Annotated in this window: 17 protein-coding genes; 8 read left to right on the top strand and 9 right to left on the bottom strand. The window is 42.6% G+C overall.

The features are described from left to right. Window positions 1-111 precede the first annotated feature (111 nt). A complete protein-coding gene (locus AC2VOY_RS07195; protein ID WP_491830618.1) occupies window positions 112-885 on the top strand; it encodes a hypothetical protein in 774 nt (257 codons plus the stop codon). Window positions 886-1,017: 132 nt separating this feature from the next. Here AC2VOY_RS07195 and AC2VOY_RS07190 read toward each other — a convergent pair whose 3' ends face one another. Together AC2VOY_RS07190 and AC2VOY_RS07185 are read right to left on the bottom strand one after the other, a co-directional pair. Next, window positions 1,018-1,938, bottom strand: a complete 921-nt coding sequence (locus tag AC2VOY_RS07190; protein ID WP_491830617.1) for a tyrosine-type recombinase/integrase — start codon at window positions 1,936-1,938, stop codon at window positions 1,018-1,020. A 31-nt stretch (window positions 1,939-1,969) separates the two neighbouring features. Continuing rightward, window positions 1,970-2,281: an Arm DNA-binding domain-containing protein gene (locus AC2VOY_RS07185; RefSeq protein ID WP_491830616.1), complete on the bottom strand. Its 312-nt coding sequence runs from the start codon at window positions 2,279-2,281 to the stop codon at window positions 1,970-1,972. Between the two features lie 634 nt (window positions 2,282-2,915). Here AC2VOY_RS07185 and AC2VOY_RS07180 point away from each other — a divergent pair. From AC2VOY_RS07180 to purD, 4 genes are all read left to right on the top strand, one after another. Then, entirely contained in the window at window positions 2,916-5,576 is a 2,661-nt protein-coding gene (locus AC2VOY_RS07180) for an Ig-like domain-containing protein (protein ID WP_491830615.1), read from the top strand. Window positions 5,577-5,600: 24 nt separating this feature from the next. Then, window positions 5,601-7,292: an adhesion domain-containing protein gene (locus tag AC2VOY_RS07175; RefSeq protein ID WP_491830614.1), complete on the top strand. Its 1,692-nt coding sequence runs from the start codon at window positions 5,601-5,603 to the stop codon at window positions 7,290-7,292. Window positions 7,293-7,479: 187 nt separating this feature from the next. Further along, on the top strand, window positions 7,480-9,072 hold the full coding sequence (gene purH, locus AC2VOY_RS07170; RefSeq protein WP_491830612.1) for a bifunctional phosphoribosylaminoimidazolecarboxamide formyltransferase/IMP cyclohydrolase: 1,593 nt from the start codon (window positions 7,480-7,482) through the stop codon (window positions 9,070-9,072). A gap of 168 nt (window positions 9,073-9,240) precedes the next feature. Further along, window positions 9,241-10,521, top strand: a complete 1,281-nt coding sequence (gene purD, locus AC2VOY_RS07165) for a phosphoribosylamine--glycine ligase (protein ID WP_491830611.1) — start codon at window positions 9,241-9,243, stop codon at window positions 10,519-10,521. Window positions 10,522-10,538: 17 nt separating this feature from the next. Here the strand turns inward: purD and AC2VOY_RS07160 are convergent, their stop codons facing one another. The 3 genes from AC2VOY_RS07160 to AC2VOY_RS07150 all read right to left on the bottom strand — a co-directional run bounded on the left by AC2VOY_RS07160 (window position 10,539) and on the right by AC2VOY_RS07150 (window position 12,580). Then, the gene (locus AC2VOY_RS07160) at window positions 10,539-11,273 is read right to left on the bottom strand and encodes a DUF1481 domain-containing protein (RefSeq protein WP_491830610.1); all 735 of its coding nucleotides are present in this window, start codon (window positions 11,271-11,273) and stop codon (window positions 10,539-10,541) included. A 68-nt stretch (window positions 11,274-11,341) separates the two neighbouring features. Beyond that, window positions 11,342-11,614 (bottom strand): HU family DNA-binding protein, encoded by a 273-nt coding sequence (locus tag AC2VOY_RS07155; RefSeq protein ID WP_491830608.1) that lies wholly within the window; start codon window positions 11,612-11,614, stop codon window positions 11,342-11,344. A gap of 372 nt (window positions 11,615-11,986) precedes the next feature. Then, window positions 11,987-12,580: a YjaG family protein gene (locus tag AC2VOY_RS07150; protein ID WP_491830606.1), complete on the bottom strand. Its 594-nt coding sequence runs from the start codon at window positions 12,578-12,580 to the stop codon at window positions 11,987-11,989. A 72-nt stretch (window positions 12,581-12,652) separates the two neighbouring features. Here AC2VOY_RS07150 and AC2VOY_RS07145 point away from each other — a divergent pair, with 72 nt between their 5' ends. Together AC2VOY_RS07145 and AC2VOY_RS07140 are read left to right on the top strand one after the other, a co-directional pair. Then, on the top strand, window positions 12,653-13,579 hold the full coding sequence (locus tag AC2VOY_RS07145; protein ID WP_491830605.1) for a D-2-hydroxyacid dehydrogenase: 927 nt from the start codon (window positions 12,653-12,655) through the stop codon (window positions 13,577-13,579). A 17-nt stretch (window positions 13,580-13,596) separates the two neighbouring features. Further along, window positions 13,597-14,229: a uracil-DNA glycosylase family protein gene (locus tag AC2VOY_RS07140; RefSeq protein WP_491830604.1), complete on the top strand. Its 633-nt coding sequence runs from the start codon at window positions 13,597-13,599 to the stop codon at window positions 14,227-14,229. Here the strand turns inward: AC2VOY_RS07140 and AC2VOY_RS07135 are convergent. The 3 genes from AC2VOY_RS07135 to nudC all read right to left on the bottom strand — a co-directional run bounded on the left by AC2VOY_RS07135 (window position 14,226) and on the right by nudC (window position 17,370). Then, window positions 14,226-15,263 carry a zinc-binding alcohol dehydrogenase family protein gene (locus AC2VOY_RS07135; protein WP_491830603.1) on the bottom strand — a complete coding sequence of 346 codons (1,038 nt, stop codon included), beginning with the start codon at window positions 15,261-15,263 and terminating at the stop codon, window positions 14,226-14,228. The two genes, AC2VOY_RS07140 and AC2VOY_RS07135, sit on opposite strands and share 4 nt — an antisense overlap. A gap of 148 nt (window positions 15,264-15,411) precedes the next feature. Next, window positions 15,412-16,479, bottom strand: a complete 1,068-nt coding sequence (gene hemE / locus AC2VOY_RS07130; RefSeq protein ID WP_491830602.1) for a uroporphyrinogen decarboxylase — start codon at window positions 16,477-16,479, stop codon at window positions 15,412-15,414. 129 nt (window positions 16,480-16,608) lie between these two features. Continuing rightward, the gene (nudC, locus tag AC2VOY_RS07125; protein WP_491830601.1) at window positions 16,609-17,370 is read right to left on the bottom strand and encodes an NAD(+) diphosphatase; all 762 of its coding nucleotides are present in this window, start codon (window positions 17,368-17,370) and stop codon (window positions 16,609-16,611) included. Between the two features lie 187 nt (window positions 17,371-17,557). On the opposite strand from nudC, the gene rsd reads away from it, so the two are divergent. Next, entirely contained in the window at window positions 17,558-18,046 is a 489-nt protein-coding gene (rsd, locus tag AC2VOY_RS07120) for a sigma D regulator (protein ID WP_491830599.1), read from the top strand. Window positions 18,047-18,118: 72 nt separating this feature from the next. Here rsd and AC2VOY_RS07115 read toward each other — a convergent pair whose 3' ends face one another. After that, window positions 18,119-19,177 carry a CNNM domain-containing protein gene (locus tag AC2VOY_RS07115; RefSeq protein ID WP_491830598.1) on the bottom strand — a complete coding sequence of 353 codons (1,059 nt, stop codon included), beginning with the start codon at window positions 19,175-19,177 and terminating at the stop codon, window positions 18,119-18,121. Window positions 19,178-19,266 lie beyond the last annotated feature (89 nt).

Below are 19,266 nucleotides of genomic sequence, written 5' to 3'. Positions count from 1 at the left end.
AGGTTAGTATGCTCTGGATACATTGAATATAGTTCCTCCTTGCTTGATATTTCTAATTTTGAATTGTAAGAAATAGCTAAGACCATACATAAGAGTCAATTTAGGAGATGTATGAAACCTTGGGTCAGATTTGAAAATGTTAGTATAAAACGCAAAGGCTATTACGTTACCTACAGCCCTAAATTTGTTAGTGAAGCAATGGGCAAAGAAATAGCAGTGTTATCTGTTAGGTTACTTGATGACTTCAGTCTTGAAAAATGTAAAGAAATATCGGAAAGGGAGTTTAAATACTGGATTCAACGATATAATGTACCTTTACAGGTAATACCTAGATATGAAAATAACTTTTCAAAGAAAATATCTAGTATTACTGGTGTTGGTTATATTTGTGGTGTTTCATCCGAACAATTTCGATGGGGTAACTTTGCTGATGGCGAGCTAGAAGAAGCAATGCCTGATATTGATGAAATAAAGCTAATTTATAAAGACCTTGCGAGAACAACCTCAGAAGATGCAGAAAAAAACCTTAAGCAACGTATTCTAGCTATCTCCGCAATTAAATGGTTTACATTGTTTATAGCTGTACTAATTCCATCATTGATAGCATTCCTTGGTTGGTCTCACCCATTCTTTTCAGCTATGGCTTTACTTATTTCTTGGTATAAATGTGCTGATAAATGGCTGTTATTAACAGGCAGAAAACTCAAAACTAGCTCAGAACGAGCTAAAGAGGAAGAGAGTAGACTTAAAGAGCACCATCATTACCACTGCAAGCTTAATCCTGATGGTTTTACTAAGCTGAAACTAGATAATTTTAAAGCAGCCCGAACTCAAAAATCAAAAGAAAAACTCCAATCAATGGAGTATGGTGAAATTGAAAACTAACAAAATGCCTAAATTTCAATATATTTTATTTAGCTAGATGGATAATACTTTCAAGATACACCACATATACGATCTGAACCTTAAAAACCTATCAGATCGTATATGCAGCCTAGCCAAGATGAATATAACTAGCTATGCCGTGCGCTTTTCACCAGCGATAGAAACAACATTACTGCTGGTGTTAAAGAAAATATTCAGATGCTCAAACCATAATGCCATTGCCGCCCTTTTTTCCTCAGTGTATTTACTTCGGTTATAGATACCAGCAACCCCACCAATTTCATGCCCTAATAGCTGTTCAACAATATGAGGCGCAATTCCTAAGTCACTCATAAGCGTGGCAGCAGTACGGCGTAAATCATGTAGCGTCCATTTTTCTTGATGCCCCAGTTTTTTCCATATCTTACGACCATAGCCACTAATACTTTCAGAACTTTTAAGCTCACCTAAGACATATTCATTTAATTTTGAGCTTCCTTTTAACCCTAATAAAAAGTCCATTAAATCATCGGGAATAGGACGAGCAATCAATACATTAGTTTTAGAGTTTGCTTTAGGCACAGTCCATATTTTTGAATCAAAATCCCATTCAGACCATTTTGAGAGTCTTATTTCTTGGCTTCGACAACCAAAGATAAGCAATATATGTAGCAGATTCTTATAATAAGCGTGCGTTTTAGGGTCGCTGGTGAAATTCCATAAATCTAGCAATTCAGCTTTAGTTAGCACCCTATCTCTTTTTGCTTGCTTCTTACCGACATCATTAATCACTAAATCATCGAGTACACGGCTATCTGCATACCGCCTTACACGGCAAAACCTTAATGCTTGCTTTGCATTACCAAAGATATAACCAGCAGCTACAGGCGCAGGACGCTGCTCACCAGCAATACCCTTTCTTATTCGGTCAAAACATTCAATCCAATGCCTAGTCTCGACTTGATCGATAGGTAAATCACCAATATATGGATAAATATGGCGCTCAAATTGCCTACGATGCTTTGAGAAGTTAGCCCTATTTGTTTCTGCATATTCCACAAGCCAATATTCCATCGCATCTTTAACAGTTATCGGCTTTAAGGTTTTATCTCTCTAATTTCTGCTGAGTTTGAGGATCAAAGCCTTTGGCTAGCCATTCTCTATATTGATGAACTCGATCACGCGCATCTAATAAAGAGATTTCAGGATAACTACCAATATCAAAGCGTTTACTCTTACCCTCGATCTTATATCTATATTGCCAACGGATCTTCCCCTCAATAGAAACTCTAGCTCCAAGACCTTGCCCATCAGTCAACACAAAGACCTTTGGATGCGCCTTATTGTGAACCACCCTAAGACTTTTATCGTACAATTTCCCCATTAAAACCTCTTCAAGCCAGTGTTTATAAGGCATATAAGGCAAAATCCATGTACCCCCATATGTACCCCCAGTGCATGATAAGACCAGAAACGAACAAACACAAACAGAAACAAGAATTAAGTTAAGATATTGAAATAAAAGAAAATATCAAACAAATGGAAACAAACAAAAACCGCCAAAAACAGGGTCTTGAAAATACGGCATGAACTAATCAAGCCTGATTAAGTTTATTTTTCAAAGGCTTGCTATTTTAGTGAGCCTTTTTTGATCATCACCATAGTCAGTAACATCCCCTACCACTCATATTTACAAACTTAACCTTAAATTCACGCAAAACAAGATCGAGAAGATCAAAACGATCCTAAAATCGCTAAAAACCTTAAATCCTCTAGTTTTAGATCGTCATCTAAAAGTCAGTTAATAATAAAACCAGAAACAGATCACAAAATAAGATCTCATTATTTATGTAATAAACCACACATAAGTTAATGAAATATAACCCTGCTCAAAATTTGAAACAAAAGCCCATCTTCAGGTGAAATAATATACAAACCCTGAGAGCTAGATATTACCTACAAAAGGTAAGTCTTTGTCATAATTTATGCCTATGAAAAAGTAACGCACTCTTTTCTATTAATGGACTAAAAAATTCAAGGATTTGCTTATCATGTTTAATTTAAATGCTGGTTTTAAACATAAGCTCTCTCAATTTAGCTTATATGTGTCATGTAGTATCCTGCTTGCCGCTTGTGGAGGCGGCGGTGGAGGTGGTGGATCATCCTCTAGCGGGGGAAGTGGGCCATCTCCTGCATCAGTAAGCCTAGTTGCTGAAGATAGCATCTCAAGCTTTTCCCAAACGAGCACTGGATTAGTTAACCTTAGTTCTCGTATTCATGCCAGTGATCCTAATACCCAAATGCAACTCAAAAGTGTTAAAGCATTGGAAGCGAACCCAGCTTGTGTGGTTGGACAAAAAAATGCGACAAGTTTTGAAGTCACCGCCACACGCGCCACAAGTTGTAGCTTTGAATATACAGTTGAAGATGCTGACCAAACCACAACAGCGAGCGCGATTAGCCGTGTTGCATTCCAAGGTGCTTCTGGCATTAGTGTTTCAAATATTAAACTTGAAAATACAATCCTAAATATAGATGCTAGCGTCTGCGAAAGTGTCGATCTCAGCGCTACCATCCCAGAGGGTGCCCTCTTAGATTCAGAAGTTATCGTTATTGGTGACGGAAGCGCAAGCGCGAATGATCCAGCAGATGGGCAAATTAAATATTGTTCAACTGATTCAGGGTTTGCTGAAATTTTTTACAGCGCAACCGATGAAGAAGAAGAAAAAGTCTACCTTGGCAGTATCGAAGTCGCTATTTCAAGTGATGCGAATATCGCACCTGTTGCCAACAACTTTAGCTATTATTACGCCCCTGAAACCATGACAGTCAAAGTACCAACAGGTGAATCTGTCACCATTGATGTTGGCCCTTATCTTGAAGATGAAGACGCTGAAGACGGCGCAGATAAAAATGTACAGCTGATTGAAGCGCGCGCCGCCAATGCTAGCGTGACATTAACAGACCCTGATGATCTAACAAATACTAGCTTTGATTTTCAATCTGACTTGGCTGGCACTTATTTTGTCAGTTATATGGTCACAGATCATTCTGGTGGTTTTGATATTGCCAGTGTCCGTGTCCAAGTAGCCTCTCCTTTCCAAGATTACTTTATGGATACAGGCGATCCCGACACATCCTTTACTCTCACCGCCCCTATGACGGTCGATCAAATTGAAAGCTTAGGTTTTGATATGACTGGTAGTGAGGAAAGTACAGGTAATGCAGCTAGTGCCGGTCATCAAATGGGGCTTTTTAATTATTCTTTGGCCGCAGCTATTTGTCGAGCACAAGGTGGTAGCTTGCCAAGCTTAGCAGAAATGTCCGCGGTTATAGGATCTAATTCTAGTATTTCTGGAATAACTGGATGGCCAGAGAGTGGTAAATATTGGTTAAATGGGGTTTCATCAACTAATCAAACAACTCTTGTTTATGACAACATAGATTTAGCTATGTCGGACACTACTACTGATACAGCTTACCTCTCTTGCAAAAACATCGAGCCAAAAGACTTTAGAATCCGCGATCCTTATTATGTCATTGCTGGCACGTTTAAAGACTTAGTCGTGCTCTACACCAACTCAGCGGGTGAAGAAGATGTCATCTATAACAAGCAACTTGTTTGGACCTCAAGCAACCCTGAAATTCTAGCAATAGATGAAGTTACAGGCCGCTCTGAAGGGATGCAAAAAGGCACAGTCACTGTCACGGCAACAACCCCTGATGGTCGCTTAACTAGCTCTATTGAGGTTGAAGTCATTGATGAGATTCATGTTGCGGGAACGGGTAGTACTTTCAACCAACCTTACAATGGCTTTAATATTGCGATTGAGGAATATGCAGGTAAAGCTATTGTTTCAAATGCTATTTTGCGTTATACAGATAATTTCGGTAAAGAGCCTACCTCCAAAATTATTTTGAAAGCTGATTGGGTGTTCACCTCTTTAGGTGATTGCGACCCAACCTGTCAAACGCTCATCGACCTCATCACTAGCGATATGCCACCAGCAGTAGTGCAAGTGGGCTTCCCTACTATACCTAACGCTACACTCACTAACGCACTGCGTGATTTTTTATATGATGGTGGGACCTTGCTTTATTTCTCGCAAGAAGAGATGGCAACAGAAAGTATTATGGAGTCTATATTTGGTGATGATGCAAAAGCATCAGATGTTAAGTTTGCCGCTGGTGCCGTATTTAAATTTAACAATATAGATGACCCTTTGTTAAATGGTCCATTTGGGGATATACGTAATAAATACTGGGGAGTCGATCAAAGCTACATATCTGTCGCCTATGACTTACCTGAAGATCAATATATACCTTTAAGCTTTAGTTATGATGAATCTGCTTCTGTCGATGCTGGGACTGATTACGATTACGATGGAGAATTCGGTACCGTCTCCGGTGATAACCAAACGCATACCGTCGGAAGTACTGGTATTACAGCCTTACACCATAAGAGTTTAAAATTTGTTTGGGCATCAGATGCTGGCTTCTTAGGCTACTATGTCGACATTCCAACAACTAGTGAACAAAGTACAACTGCCTTCCCTATGATGGTACAAGAGTATAACTGGGATTTTGATCAAGGAGATTTTACTCCTGTGGCGAAGCCAGGTTATGGCCGAGTGGCTAAGTTTGATGTTTCTAACTCAATCTTCTACACCAATGCCGTCACTTGGATATTCGGTGCGGTACCACAAGACTAATAAAAGTAATACAAGGAGTCGTATATGAAAACTTATTCAAAAACCTTAGTCGCGCTTTTATTAGCACCAGCCCTTGCCGCTTGCGGCGGTGGGGGCGGTGGAGGCTCATCGAGCAGCACGCCAACGCCTAGCCCAGTGGTCAGCCTTAGCGCCAACAACCTAAGGTTTAACAGCGTTGAGAACCAAACGGCGTCCATCAACCTTTTGGCTCAAGCCAAGGCAAGTGATGGCTCTGCGATTGTCGTCTCTAAGGTGGAGCCGATTTCAGATCAAAGCCAATGTGCTTATATAACTCAAACGGATCAAGGCTTTGATTTTGAACCAAATGATGTTGGCAGTTGTGTATATAGCTACCAAATTGCGAGCGCGGCTGATCCCAGCATAGTCACGACAGCAACCGCGCAAGTTGGGATTTTATCGGATAATAGTGTCAATGCAGCAAGTACCGAGTCCACTCCAAATACACTGCAATTGCCGCCACTCTCGGCTGCAATTCAGCAAGGAGATGCTGACTTGGTGCTAGATCTCGAAACACTATTAACTGAACAAGGTGAATGGCCAGGAGAAGGCTTTAGCCTTGATGAAGCTCCTACCTTACTCGGTGGCGCGGATGGTGAGAGCTTAACTTATGACACCACAGCAAATACCATTACGCTTGATTCAAATCGTGAGTTTGGGATCAGCCGAGTTTACTATAGCCTGAGTAACTCAACTGATACTTATCTTGGCGCGATTGATGTCGCGGTATCCCAAGATGTCAACCACGGTATTGAAATCACTGATTTTAGTATTGATGCCACTGAAGGAGAGGAAGTAACCGTTGATCTTACCGACTATATTGACGATCTAGATGCAAGCAATAGCTTAACCTTAGTTTCTGCAACCACAGAAAATGCAGAGATTGAGATGGTTGATGACATTAGCTTTAAGTTCACCCCAAGTATCCCAATCACTTATTATGTAAGTGTCATGGTGACGGATAATCAAGGTGATTACGCTATGGGGATTGTGACCATTAATGTTGGCAGTCCTTATCAGCCAATTGACTTAGCCAGCGATGGTATCACTTTCATGCCACCGTTTACGCTACAAGATACTTTGCTAAAAGGTTTGGATTACACAACGAGTATCACGGATACATCCACTGGTGAGACAATTGAGGTGCCAAACTTTGATTTTGATGTTGCAGAAGCGATTTGTACGGCTTTTGGCGGTAGATTAGCCACCATAACAGAACTAAACGCTTTGTATGCACAAGAAGGCAACTTAGCTGAAATCAACGGCTGGCCAACGTCTAGAAGTTATATCTCTTCAGACCTAGACAGTGAGGACAATACTAAATATATCGCATTTGACTTCATTGAAGGCCAAGAAGAAACGGCAAACTTAGGGACAAATGAAGTGGCAGCTACCGCGAACTACATCACTTGTGTTCAGGTTTCAACCAGAGCTCTCGAGATTGTTGCCTTGAAAGGTACACTTGCAGCCGGTACTAGCGGTCGCGCCAAAGCTTTGGCTAGCACCACAGTTGGTGCGAAACCAACGCAAGAGCCACAAGTTGAGCTTATCTGGTCAAGCTCAGATGAAAGCGTCCTTTCGATTAGCCCAGATGGTTCGAGCTATGAAGTTGTCGGCGCGCCGGGTGATAGCGCAACAGTTAGCGTATCCACTTTAGAAGGACAAACAACAGCGCAAGCCGAGGTGATTATAGAATAAATAATTTGATTATTCCGCTTTTATCAGTGTGTTAATTCTAAAATCTCCAGTGAAAATTTGCTGGAGATTTTTTATTTCCAAAAAAAGCAACCGATTGCGCGAGCTTTTTCAATTGTTTTTAGTTAGAATACGCCCCAATTAAGTTTTATTCATTCCATTTCCATATAAGTAAAGGAAGATCCAAACCATGCAAAACGCTCGCCCTATCCGTCGTGCTTTAATTAGTGTTTCTGATAAAACTGGTATTTTAGAATTTGCTACTGCGCTTTCACAACGTGGCGTTGAAATTCTATCCACAGGTGGCACTGCTCGCCTCTTATCTGAAAATGGCTTAAATGTGACTGAAGTATCTGATCATACAGGTTTCCCTGAAATGATGGATGGCCGTGTGAAAACCTTACATCCAAAAATTCATGGTGGCATTTTAGGCCGTCGTGATATGGATGAAGCTGTAATGACTGAGCACGATATCGCACCTATCGACATGGTAGTCGTAAACCTATACCCATTTGCCAACACTGTTGCGCGCCCAGATTGCAGCCTTGAAGATGCGGTTGAAAACATTGATATCGGTGGACCAACTATGGTTCGTTCTGCAGCGAAAAACCATAAAGATGTCGCGATTGTAGTAAAAGCATCTGATTATGCGCGCGTCATTACTGAAATGGATGCTCACGAGAAATCACTGACGCTTGAAACCCGTTTTGACCTTGCGATTGCAGCATTTGAGCACACTGCAAGCTATGATGGCATGATTGCTAACTACTTCGGCACTATGGTTGCATCTTATGGTGACAACAAGGAAGGTGACGAAGAGTCTAAATTCCCACGCACCTTCAACCAACAATTTATCAAAAAGCAAGATATGCGCTATGGCGAAAACAGCCACCAAGCTGCTGCTTTTTATGTTGAAGAAAACCCACAAGAAGCAAGCGTTGCAACAGCGACTCAACTTCAAGGTAAAGCCCTTTCATATAACAACATTGCTGATACAGATGCCGCGCTTGAGTGCGTCAAAGAGTTCGCAGAACCTGCATGTGTTATCGTCAAACACGCCAACCCTTGTGGCGTAGCCCTTGGCGACAACATTTTTGAAGCTTATGAGCGTGCATTTAAAACCGACCCAACGTCTGCATTCGGTGGCATCATTGCATTTAACCGTGAGCTTGATGCGCAAACTGCTAGCGCCATTGTTGAGCGTCAATTTGTAGAAGTTATTATCGCGCCAAGTGTTGCACAAGATGCAGTTGAAATCGTTAGCGCGAAGAAAAACGTACGTCTTCTTGAGTGTGGTCAGTGGGACACGAAGACAACTGGCTTTGACCTAAAACGTGTCAATGGCGGCTTATTAGTTCAAGACCGTGACCAAGGCATGGTTGGTCTGGATGATCTGAAAGTTGTGACCAAACGTCAGCCGACAGAAGCTGAGCTTAAAGATGCACTATTTTGCTGGAAAGTAGCGAAATATGTGAAATCAAATGCGATTGTTTACGCAAAAGGCGACATGACTATCGGTGTGGGCGCAGGCCAAATGAGCCGCGTTTACTCAGCAAAAATTGCCGGCATTAAAGCTGCTGACGAAGGTTTGGAAGTTGCAGGTAGCGTGATGGCATCTGATGCTTTCTTCCCATTCCGTGATGGTATCGACGCCGCCGCAGAAGCTGGCATTAAGTGCGTGATCCAACCTGGTGGCTCAATGCGTGATCAAGAGGTGATTGATGCGGCGGATGAGCACGGTATGGCGATGATCTTAACTGGGATGCGTCATTTCCGTCACTAACTTTTTCTGCTTAATAAGGGTGGTCACTGCGTTAGCTGCACTTTTTTAGCCAAATCACATAGTGGACTATGCTCATTGGACTAAAAAACTTTGCTGCCTTGTGAGCACTCCTTATTACTTTGAAAAAGCACACTAAGGTAATACTCGGATTAATTTTGGGAATAAGAAATGAAAGTATTAATTATTGGTTCTGGTGGTCGTGAACATGCTCTTGGCTGGAAAGCGGCGCAAAACCCAAGTGTCGAAACCGTGTTTATTGCACCGGGTAATGCGGGCACAGCAAGCGAGCCAAAACTTGAAAACGTCGCAATTGATGTAGAAGATATTCAAGGTCTAGTTGCCTTTGCACAAGACAACCAAATCGAGCTCACCATTGTTGGCCCAGAAGCGCCACTTGTCATTGGTGTGGTCGATGCATTCCAAGCCGCAGGCTTAACTATCTTTGGCCCAAGCCAAGCAGCAGCGCAACTAGAAGGCTCAAAAGCATTCACCAAAGACTTCTTAGCGCGTCATCAAATCCCAACCGCTGATTATGCAAACTTCACGGAAATCGAGCCTGCACTGGCCTATGTGCGTGAAAAAGGTGCGCCAATTGTGATCAAAGCCGATGGCCTTGCAGCAGGCAAAGGCGTGATTGTGGCAATGACCCTTAGCGAAGCCGAAGATGCAATCAAGGATATGCTTGCAGGCAATGCATTTGGTGAAGCAGGCAGCCGCGTGGTGGTTGAAGAGTTCTTAGATGGCGAAGAAGCAAGCTTCATCGTTATGGTTGATGGCAAGAACGTTCTGCCAATGGCAACTAGCCAAGATCACAAACGTGTCGGTGATGGCGATACAGGGCCAAATACAGGCGGTATGGGTGCTTATTCTCCTGCGCCAGTCGTAACCGCTGAAATTCACCAGCGCATCATGGATGAAGTGATTTATCCAACGGTTGAAGGCATGGCAGCAGAAGGCGCGCCCTATACAGGTTTCCTCTATGCTGGCCTTATGATCATGAGCGACGGCACGCCAAAAGTGATTGAATACAACTGCCGTTTTGGCGATCCTGAAACTCAACCTATTATGATGCGTATGCAATCTGACTTGGTTGAGCTTTGCCTTGCAGGCGCACAAGGTGCACTTGATAAAGCAGAGTCTAAATGGGACCCACGCGCAGCAGTCGGCGTTGTGCTTGCAGCTAAAGGCTACCCAGCAGCTTATGCGAAAGGTGGTGCGATTAAACTGCCGCAAGAGAATGACGCGCAAAAAGTATTCCAAGCGGGCACTAAGTTTGATGGCGACAATTTAGTGGTTAATGGCGGTCGTGTGCTGTGTGCAACAGCGTTAGGTGAGAGTGTGACCACAGCCCAACAAGCGGCTTATGAACTGACTCGCGCGATTGAAAGTGATGATTTATTCTATCGCTCAGACATTGCTTATCGTGCGATTGCGCGTGAAGCCAAGTAATCTGTTAATCGCTTCCATTAAGCCTCAAATTCTGGCTTAAAAATACAATCTTGAGATCCTGCTTTTTGCTTGAGTAGGGTCTCAACATACAACTCCCCCTGCTCATTTTCTTTCGCTAACACCGCCACATAAGTATCAGCTAAAGGCACCAATTGCTGAGTAAACTGCCCACCTAGATGAAATTTTTGATAATTCTTTCCACGGCAAGTGGCAAACTCTTGACCATTCCAATGCCCTTGATAAATCTCAAGTCCTGCTTGATTTTGCAAACTCACAAGGGAGCGGGTTTGACGAATTTGATCGGCTATCTGAGTTAAATCATCTTCAGTCAGCGCAATCGGCTTCCCATCTAACAATAAGCGTTGATAGACCACTTCTTGCTGGCTGCTAAGGCGCAATAAGAGGGTAAATGCAATCGCCTTACCTGAATGGGTATAACGCGTGCCCTGACGCCTTACTTCACTTAGCTTTTGCTTCTTCCATATATAACGGCTCTGATAGTCAGACTTAAGGCTTTGATCGTCACGAGTTTCTTGTGTGCGTTCGTAGATAACTTGTGGATGCTCAGAATCATCACCGTCAAACCAAAGCAGCTTTTCTGTTTGAGTATCTTTGAGCCCTGCAGAATGTTGGCTTTGATATAAAGCGAGTTGTTGCGAAGAATTGATGTTAGGTTGTGCTTGGTTTGAAGAGCAACCAAGTAAAAACAGAGGAGTCAGCGAAGTCAGTGCGAAAACGGAAAAATGACGCATAAAACACAAAACTTTTAAATAAAAATAGCGCTAACAATTTGCCAGCGCTGATCTTTAAATATTTTGAATTACTGTACAGCGTCTTTAAGTGCTTTACCAGCTGTGAACGCAGGAACGTTCGCTGCTTTAATTTCGATAGGCTCACCAGTTTTTGGGTTGCGGCCTGTGCGCGCATTACGGTGATTTAGCTTAAATGTACCAAAACCAATAAGTTGCACTTGATCGCCGTCTTTAAGTGCATCAGTTACGCCTTCAAGAGTTGCTTCTAGCGCAGCTTTTGCTTGTGCTTTTGAAAGATCAGCTTTTTCAGCGATAGCGTCAATAAGTTGGGTCTTGTTCATTTGTATTCCCTTTTGATTGTTTTTAAAATTTCTAACTTACTCTAATCCATTCTACCCTTGTTTTGCAAAGGATTATCGACTTAGAGTTGTCCTTATGAGTTATTTTTAAGCAAAATTTGAAGATCTCCGCAGATTAAGCTTAAAACCAAGTCCGATATTTTACACCAGTCCTTATTCCACCTTGGTTGGCTGAAGATGATTTGTGATAAATTCCATCCTAAGCTAATTAGAATCTACCTTATCTAATTTAACCTTGGCAACTAAAATAAGGTTTCAATCTCGAAAAATAACCAAAAATTCACGTTAGTAGACATTTTTACACTTAAGCCTAGCTAAATCACAGCTATGTGTTTAAATTCAGACCGAGTTTACTTAAAATTCTAGAGCAATACCTATATTGCTAACGGCCTCTTCACGCAGTTCCACACGCAAGTCTTTAATCAGCTCAATATCACGCTCAACGGCTTCACGCAGAGGTCTAAAGAGAGCCCATTGCACATCCCACTCTTGGCAAACCGCTTCGTTATCTTTTTGGTTTTCATTGGTGATCGGCTCACAGCCTTGCGCTTCTTCCAAATCAGCGACAGTTTTTACCGACACTTGGCTAAGATCAATCACGGCTTCACACATATCTTCACGATCAAGCAGTGCATGCAGCAAAATAGATAAACCACGACATGCATCAATTGCAGGAAATACACCGTAAAACTCAAACTCTTCTGCACTTGGAATTAAGTCTTCAAGCTTTTCAAGTTGGCGCTCAAAATTAACTTTGGCAGATTTCACCGTTAGCACTTCCCACACACTATCTAAAATCACACGATACTTTTGATGATCGGCAAATTCAGTATGCTGGCAAAATGCAGCGTAATTTGGATACATGCGTTCACATAAGCAAGCCATAAAGGTGATCTCTTGCCAAGGAACGAGCTTTTCAAGTCTAACTTGTAACGGATTTTGCAGCATAATGTCTCAAATCTAGTGTATAAGTGTTATATATAAATCGTACTTTATCAGTAATAGGAAATAAATCCAGCAATGAGCACGCTTTCAAATAAGGTCTATATTGAATCTGCGCATAAAAACCTTTACCACCAATTGATTTTAGAAGCAGGACTTGAAAACTTAACCCTAACCGCCGACAAGGCAGAGGCCAACATATTATTAGCTGATCCTCCCTTAGTTGCGACTCAGTTAGATGAATTCACAAATCTGACTTGGCTACAAAGCACCTTTGCCGGTGTCGATACATTAATGGCTGAAGGCATTCGCCAAGATTATCAACTCACCAATATCCGAAGAAAGTTTGGCCAGCTAATTAGTGAATATGTGATTGGTTATACCCTTAGCTACTTTCGTCACTTTGCGCTATATGCCCAGCAGCAACAAGACAAGGTATGGCAACCACATAAATATGAATCAATCTCAGGCAAAAAAATGCTGATTTTAGGCACAGGTTCGATTGGGCGCCAACTCGCCTCTTGCGCCCATGGGCTCGGCTTTGAAGTACTTGGGATGAATCAAACTGGGCATATTGAAGCCCTGCATCAGTTCAGTCACCTATATAGTAAAGATGAGCTGCACCAAGCCTTAACGCAGGCAGATATCATTGTGAACACCTTACCTAAAACACCACAAACAACTGATTTACTTGATGAAGCAGCCTTTATGCAGTGTCATGATGCCCTACTGTTTAATGTAGGCCGTGGGGATGCGATAGTGCCGGCGGCGCTGCTTGAGGCTTTAGAGAAAGGTCAAATCAAACATGCGTTTTTAGATGTCTTTAAACAAGAACCTATCTCGCAATCTTGTCCTTATTGGCATCACCCACAAGTAACCGTCACACCACATATAGCGGCGACTAGCTTTGCAAATGATGTGTTTGAAATTTTCAGACAAAATTACCAAGCCTTTAATCAAGGACGCGGCTTAGATAATCTTGTAGATTTCGAAAAAGGTTATTAATTAAAGGTACAAGACGTATGGCACAAGAAATTGAGAATTTATGCCAGCAAATTAAAAGCTGCCAAATCTGTAAAGGGCAATTGCCGCTTGAAATCAAGCCGATTTTTCAGCTCTCTAAGCAGGCTAAAATTCTCATTATTGGGCAAGCGCCAGGGGAGAAAACCCACGATAAAGGAACAGCGTTTGATGACCTAAGTGGCGATAGGTTAAGAGAATGGCTTGGAGTCGACAGACAAACCTTTTATTATTCAGGTCTCTTTGCCATCTTGCCAATGGGTTTGTGTTATCCGGGAAAAAAGCTCACCAAACAAGGCAAGGTCAGTGGAGATTTACCGCCACGCCCTGAATGCGCGCCACATTGGCACCCGAAAGTTCTGCCACAGTTAAGCCATATCCAGCTAACCTTGTTGATTGGGCAATACGCTCAAAAGGCTTACCTTGCTGCAAAACCTCGCGCACAAGAAACAAAAACACCACTGACATTAACTGAAAATGTGCGTCAGTGGCGTTTGCATGCTCCAAAAGTCTTTCCTTTGCCTCACCCATCCCCAAGAAATCGCTTTTGGATGAGCAAAAACCCTTGGTTTGAAGAAGATCTCTTGCCCGAGCTAAAGCAAAGTATTCAAAGCATTATTCAAGTTTCTAGTTAAAAACCTTCGAGTACCATTTTACCAATCACAGCCCCGGCTTCGAGCTCTTGGTGCGCTTGTCTAAGGTTGCTTGCATCGATAACGCCCAAGTTCTTCTTAATGGTCGTTTTGATATAGCCTTGGTCGATTAAACTCGCTACTGCAGCTAAAATCTGACCTTGCACCGCCATATCACAGGCTTGATGCATACTTCTTGCCATCATAAACTCCCAATGCAGCGAAATACTTTTGGTTTTCACTATGCTAGTTTCCATGTTTTGCGGATCGTCGATTAGACAGATTTTTCCAAAGGGTTTTAAAATATCGACAAATTCAGCTAAATAATCTTGAGTCTGATTTAAACTCGCAACATGTGAGACTTGTGGGAGATTATGCGCCTTGATTAACGCATCCACTTGAGGCTTTAAAGCTTGGCTATGATCGATTACATAGTCTGCGCCAAGTGACTTCACCCAAGCTTGGGTTTCTTCTCTTGATGCTGTCGCAATCACTTGTGCGCCAGTAAGCACCTTCACCAATTGGATAAGAATAGAGCCAACACCACCAGCTGCGCCAGTGACAAGGATGAGTTCATTGGTTGGGATTTTTAATTGGATATCTTGACGTTGAAGTCCTAAATGATCAAACAAGACTTCCCATGCTGTAATCGCAGTTAAAGGCAAAGCTGCTGCACTCGCAGCCGTTAAACTTTTTGGTTTGATGCTGGCTAAACGTTGATCAACAAGCTGATATTCAGCATTGCAGCCTTGACGCGTCAGATCTCCTGCATAATACACATGCTCTCCGACAACAAAGTCAGTAACTAACTCACCAACGGCGACGATTTCACCCACTGCATCCCAGCCTAAAACTTTGTATTCATCCGCTTCAGGCGTGACATTTTGACGAATTTTATAATCAACAGGATTCACCGCAATCGCGCTGACATTGACCAATAAATCTTGACCTGAGACCTCAGGTTGAGGCAATTCAATATCTTGAAGTGAATCAACATCTTGAATTGGGAGAGATTGTTTGTATCCGACAGCTTTCATCTTTACGTCCTTATACATACTCAGAGTAACTCGCTTAAATCCCAGCAGAAATATGTATTCATACTGGGAATGTTACTTATTCTGGATTATGTTTAATCGATAAAGGTGAAAGCTATGTCAGTTTCACGACAATTAATGTGGTTATCTATTATTTATGGAACGGCTTCGACAATTCATGTACCGCATCGACAAATACACCAGCATTTTCTGGCGGTACATCAAGGTGAATACCATGACCTAAGTTAAACACATGGCCCGTTCCTTCATCACCAAAGCCTTCAAGAATTGTCGCCACTTCTTCACGGATACGCTCAGGAGACGCATAAAGCATTGAAGGATCCATATTACCTTGCAGCGCAACTTTATCACCAATACGAGTCTTCGCATCTTGGATATTAATCGTCCAGTCAAGACCAACCGCATCACAACCTGTCGCGGCAATTTTCTCAAGCCACATACCACCATTTTTGGTAAATAGTGTCACAGGGACGCGGCGACCGTCATTTTCACGAATTAAACCATCAACGATTTTGTGCATATATTGCAGCGAGAAGTCATTGTAATCACGAGGTGTAAGGACGCCGCCCCAAGTATCAAAGACCATCACAGACTGAGCGCCCGCTTTGATTTGTGCATTCAAATACTCAATCACGCTGTCAGCAAGTTTATCAAGTAGCATATGCAGTACTTGTGGATCGCTATACATCATTTTTTTGATTTTAGTGAAAGCTTTTGAGCTGCCACCTTCAACCATGTAGGTCGCTAGTGTCCAAGGGCTGCCAGAGAAACCAATCAGCGGCACTTCACCTTGCAAATCTTTGCGAATTTGACGCACAGCGTTCATCACATATTGCAACTCACCTTCTGGATCGGGAAGACCAATTTTTTCAACATCCGCTTTGCTTTGAATTGGGCGTTCAAATTTAGGCCCTTCACCGGCTTCAAAGTAAAGTCCAAGCCCCATGGCATCAGGAATGGTTAAAATGTCAGAGAAAAGAATCGCAGCATCAAGCGGGAAACGGCGCAAAGGTTGCAGCGTGACTTCAGATGCCAACTCAGCATTTTTGCACAGCGACATAAAATCACCCGCGACTGAGCGCGTTTGACGATATTCTGGCAAATAGCGACCGGCTTGACGCATCATCCATACAGGCGTGCAATCAACGGGTTGTTTTAAGAGCGCACGTAGATAGCGATCATTTTTTAATTCTGTCATGCTTGAGTTCTTCCCTAATAAAAAAGGCAAAATGGAAAATTTTAAAGCGAGAGTTTAACACCTTAGGCGCTGTTTTCCGACACTTGGCTAAACTTAGACGTATTTTTTGTGAATAAATCGAGCTTAGGGTTATTTTATTTGCTCAAGAGTATGCTCTATCAACTCTCGCGCTATAGTTCCTTTAGGCGCAACTTCAGGTAAATTCGATGCATCAAACCAATTGGCATCTGTCAGTTCACGATAGTCGGGCTTGAGTTTGCCTCCGGCCGCGCGCGCGGTAAAGGCCATCATCATACTCGATGGAAATGCCCAGGGTTGGCTACCAAAGTATTCAATCTGATCCACTTCGATGCCTGTCTCTTCTTTAACTTCGCGCGCGACACATTGCTCAAGGGTTTCGCCCACCTCAACAAAGCCTGCTATCACTGTATACATGCCCGCTTTATGCCTTGGATGCTGCGCCAGTAAGATTTGTTTGTCATTACGTACTGCGACTATGATGCAAGGGAAGATGCGCGGATATTGCATGCTCCGACACTCCCCACATTGCATCGCAAGTTCTTGATGATTCAATCGATTACGTCCACCACAATGGCCACAAAAACGTTGCGTTTGGGTCATATGTCCAAGCTGTACGGCGCGACTTGCCAAAAGAAAGGTTTCTTGATCTAAAGTTAGCAACTCTCGAAGAGATGTCATGTCAAAACAAGGTTCGACTTCCCCAGCATTGACCCAGTAGCAAGCTTGATTTTTATAGCGCCCCATATAAATGGCTTGATCAGTTTCTATGCCTAAATCCTGTGCGCTTGTATATGGGATCATTTGATCGATTAGATATAATTCACTGCCTTCAACAATACACCAGTAAACATTTTGAGTATTCGTTAACATCCCAGATCCTCTTTGCTTGCAGAAGTTTCATTTTACTGGCAATCTAAATTCATACCAAGTTTTAATCAGTTATGATTGCGTGAAGAATCCTACTATACTAAAAACAATCATATAGATGAAACGATCACCTCGATTGGGCCTGCTTAGGGAAATGCATGCCTAAATCACAACCCAAGAGGACAGAGCCATGCTACAAAACCTAAAACGGACCCAAGCAGAGTTTGGTGGCTCAAGCGAAGTCATTGACCACTGGCTCGATAGCCGCCAACACTTAATCGTTGAGTATTGGAAAATAGCCGGCATCCAATCTAATCTCATCAAGCAGCCTATTTCTGGCCTTCCAAGCCCACAAGAGTTGCAACAATTTTGCGCTGATCTTGTGGATTATATTTCTGAAGGTCACTTCAAGATTTACGATAGTGTGATGAATACTTGGCAAGCCACAGGCTTTACCCCTACTCAAGAAATCGATGAAATGTACTTTAAAATTGTCGCGACAACAGAGCCGCTACTCGATTACACAGATAAGTATGCTGACGTCGATGACGATGATCCACTCACTGATTTTGATACAGATATATCCAAGCTTGGCGAGATATTAGAAGATAGGTTTGAGTTTGAAGACGAGTTAATTCAAATGATTGCAGATAGCTTAGCCGTGCCACCTGGCGCATAAGCGATAAACTTAAATCGATTCAAGATGCGCAATCATTTAGGTGGCATCTTGAATCTTCTCAGAGTGACTAGATTAGCTCTCCGGATCAGGCTTTTCAATCACGCCGTGTTTCACCTTCCACTGCTCCCAGCGCTCGGTCGCAAGTAGTTGCATATCTGTGGTGTGGTCGGCTTCATCGATAATCTCTTCACCAATCAGATATTCAAAAATATCCTCAAGTGTCACGAGTCCCTGCACGCTACCGTATTCATCCACCACTAATGTCAGTTGATGATGCTCCACCACTAACTGCTCGAAGACTTTTAATAAGCTAAAGGTATTTAATACCACATGCACAGGTCGCATCACGCTGCCTAATTGCTGATCTCCTTTGCCGGCAGCTTGGTGTTTAAATAAATCTAAACGATGTACAAAGCCTAAAATGTTGTCTTTGCTCTCACTGAAAATCAGCGGACGCGAAAAAGGCGATTCAGGATATTGATCTAAAAACTCAGTGATTGTCTTTTGCGCCCTCACGCGAAACAGCACCGGCCTTGGAGTCATGACCTGAGTTACAGGAATATCTTTAATGCTCAATAAGTTGGCTAGCATTTTAGTTTCACCATCGGCAAATTCACCACTTTCTTGAGCAAGCATCGCCATAGCTGACATTTCATCTCGCATTTTCGGCGCTTGTTGGCCTTTCGATAAACGCTTAGTGATCTGTTCAGAGAACCAAACAAAAGGTCGCAGCAGCCAAATCATCACTTTTAAGATTTTCGCACTCATAGGTGCAAGCTCACGCCAGTAAGTCGCGCCTATGGTTTTGGGGATAATTTCAGAGAAAAGCAAAATACCTAAAGTCAAAATCGCCGAAAATACGCCGACCCATTGATTGCCAAACACAATCGCAGCTTGCGCACCCGCACTCGCCGCACCAATTGTATGCGCTATGGTATTTAAGGTAAGAATCGAAGCTAAGGGGCGATCGAGATCGTCTTTTAATTGCGTCAGGCTAGCCGCAGCAGGGTGATTTTGTTGGCGCAAACTAGCTAAATAACTAGGCGTTATACTAAGTAAACAAGCCTCGAGTACGGAGCAAATAAAGGACACACCAATCGCCAACAGGACATATAGAGCAAGGAGTAACATTCGTTTTTTTGATTACCTATAAAAAAGACTTGAGACGACATTTTAACACTTGTCCTTCTCAAGTCTTTATTTATCCATATCCAAGCGAA

This window comes from Vibrio sp. KMM 9700, assembly GCF_058545285.1.
This window is presented reverse-complemented; position numbering and strand designations above follow the sequence as displayed.

Coding starts and splice junctions, on each gene's coding strand:
- AC2VOY_RS07195 (WP_491830618.1), top strand. CDS start 112: ATGAAACCTTGGGTCAGATTTGAAAATGTTAGTATAAAACGCAAAGGC.
- AC2VOY_RS07190 (WP_491830617.1), bottom strand. CDS start 1,938: ATGGAATATTGGCTTGTGGAATATGCAGAAACAAATAGGGCTAACTTC.
- AC2VOY_RS07185 (WP_491830616.1), bottom strand. CDS start 2,281: ATGCCTTATAAACACTGGCTTGAAGAGGTTTTAATGGGGAAATTGTAC.
- AC2VOY_RS07180 (WP_491830615.1), top strand. CDS start 2,916: ATGTTTAATTTAAATGCTGGTTTTAAACATAAGCTCTCTCAATTTAGC.
- AC2VOY_RS07175 (WP_491830614.1), top strand. CDS start 5,601: ATGAAAACTTATTCAAAAACCTTAGTCGCGCTTTTATTAGCACCAGCC.
- purH (WP_491830612.1), top strand. CDS start 7,480: ATGCAAAACGCTCGCCCTATCCGTCGTGCTTTAATTAGTGTTTCTGAT.
- purD (WP_491830611.1), top strand. CDS start 9,241: ATGAAAGTATTAATTATTGGTTCTGGTGGTCGTGAACATGCTCTTGGC.
- AC2VOY_RS07160 (WP_491830610.1), bottom strand. CDS start 11,273: ATGCGTCATTTTTCCGTTTTCGCACTGACTTCGCTGACTCCTCTGTTT.
- AC2VOY_RS07155 (WP_491830608.1), bottom strand. CDS start 11,614: ATGAACAAGACCCAACTTATTGACGCTATCGCTGAAAAAGCTGATCTT.
- AC2VOY_RS07150 (WP_491830606.1), bottom strand. CDS start 12,580: ATGCTGCAAAATCCGTTACAAGTTAGACTTGAAAAGCTCGTTCCTTGG.
- AC2VOY_RS07145 (WP_491830605.1), top strand. CDS start 12,653: ATGAGCACGCTTTCAAATAAGGTCTATATTGAATCTGCGCATAAAAAC.
- AC2VOY_RS07140 (WP_491830604.1), top strand. CDS start 13,597: ATGGCACAAGAAATTGAGAATTTATGCCAGCAAATTAAAAGCTGCCAA.
- AC2VOY_RS07135 (WP_491830603.1), bottom strand. CDS start 15,263: ATGAAAGCTGTCGGATACAAACAATCTCTCCCAATTCAAGATGTTGAT.
- hemE (WP_491830602.1), bottom strand. CDS start 16,479: ATGACAGAATTAAAAAATGATCGCTATCTACGTGCGCTCTTAAAACAA.
- nudC (WP_491830601.1), bottom strand. CDS start 17,370: ATGTTAACGAATACTCAAAATGTTTACTGGTGTATTGTTGAAGGCAGT.
- rsd (WP_491830599.1), top strand. CDS start 17,558: ATGCTACAAAACCTAAAACGGACCCAAGCAGAGTTTGGTGGCTCAAGC.
- AC2VOY_RS07115 (WP_491830598.1), bottom strand. CDS start 19,177: ATGTTACTCCTTGCTCTATATGTCCTGTTGGCGATTGGTGTGTCCTTT.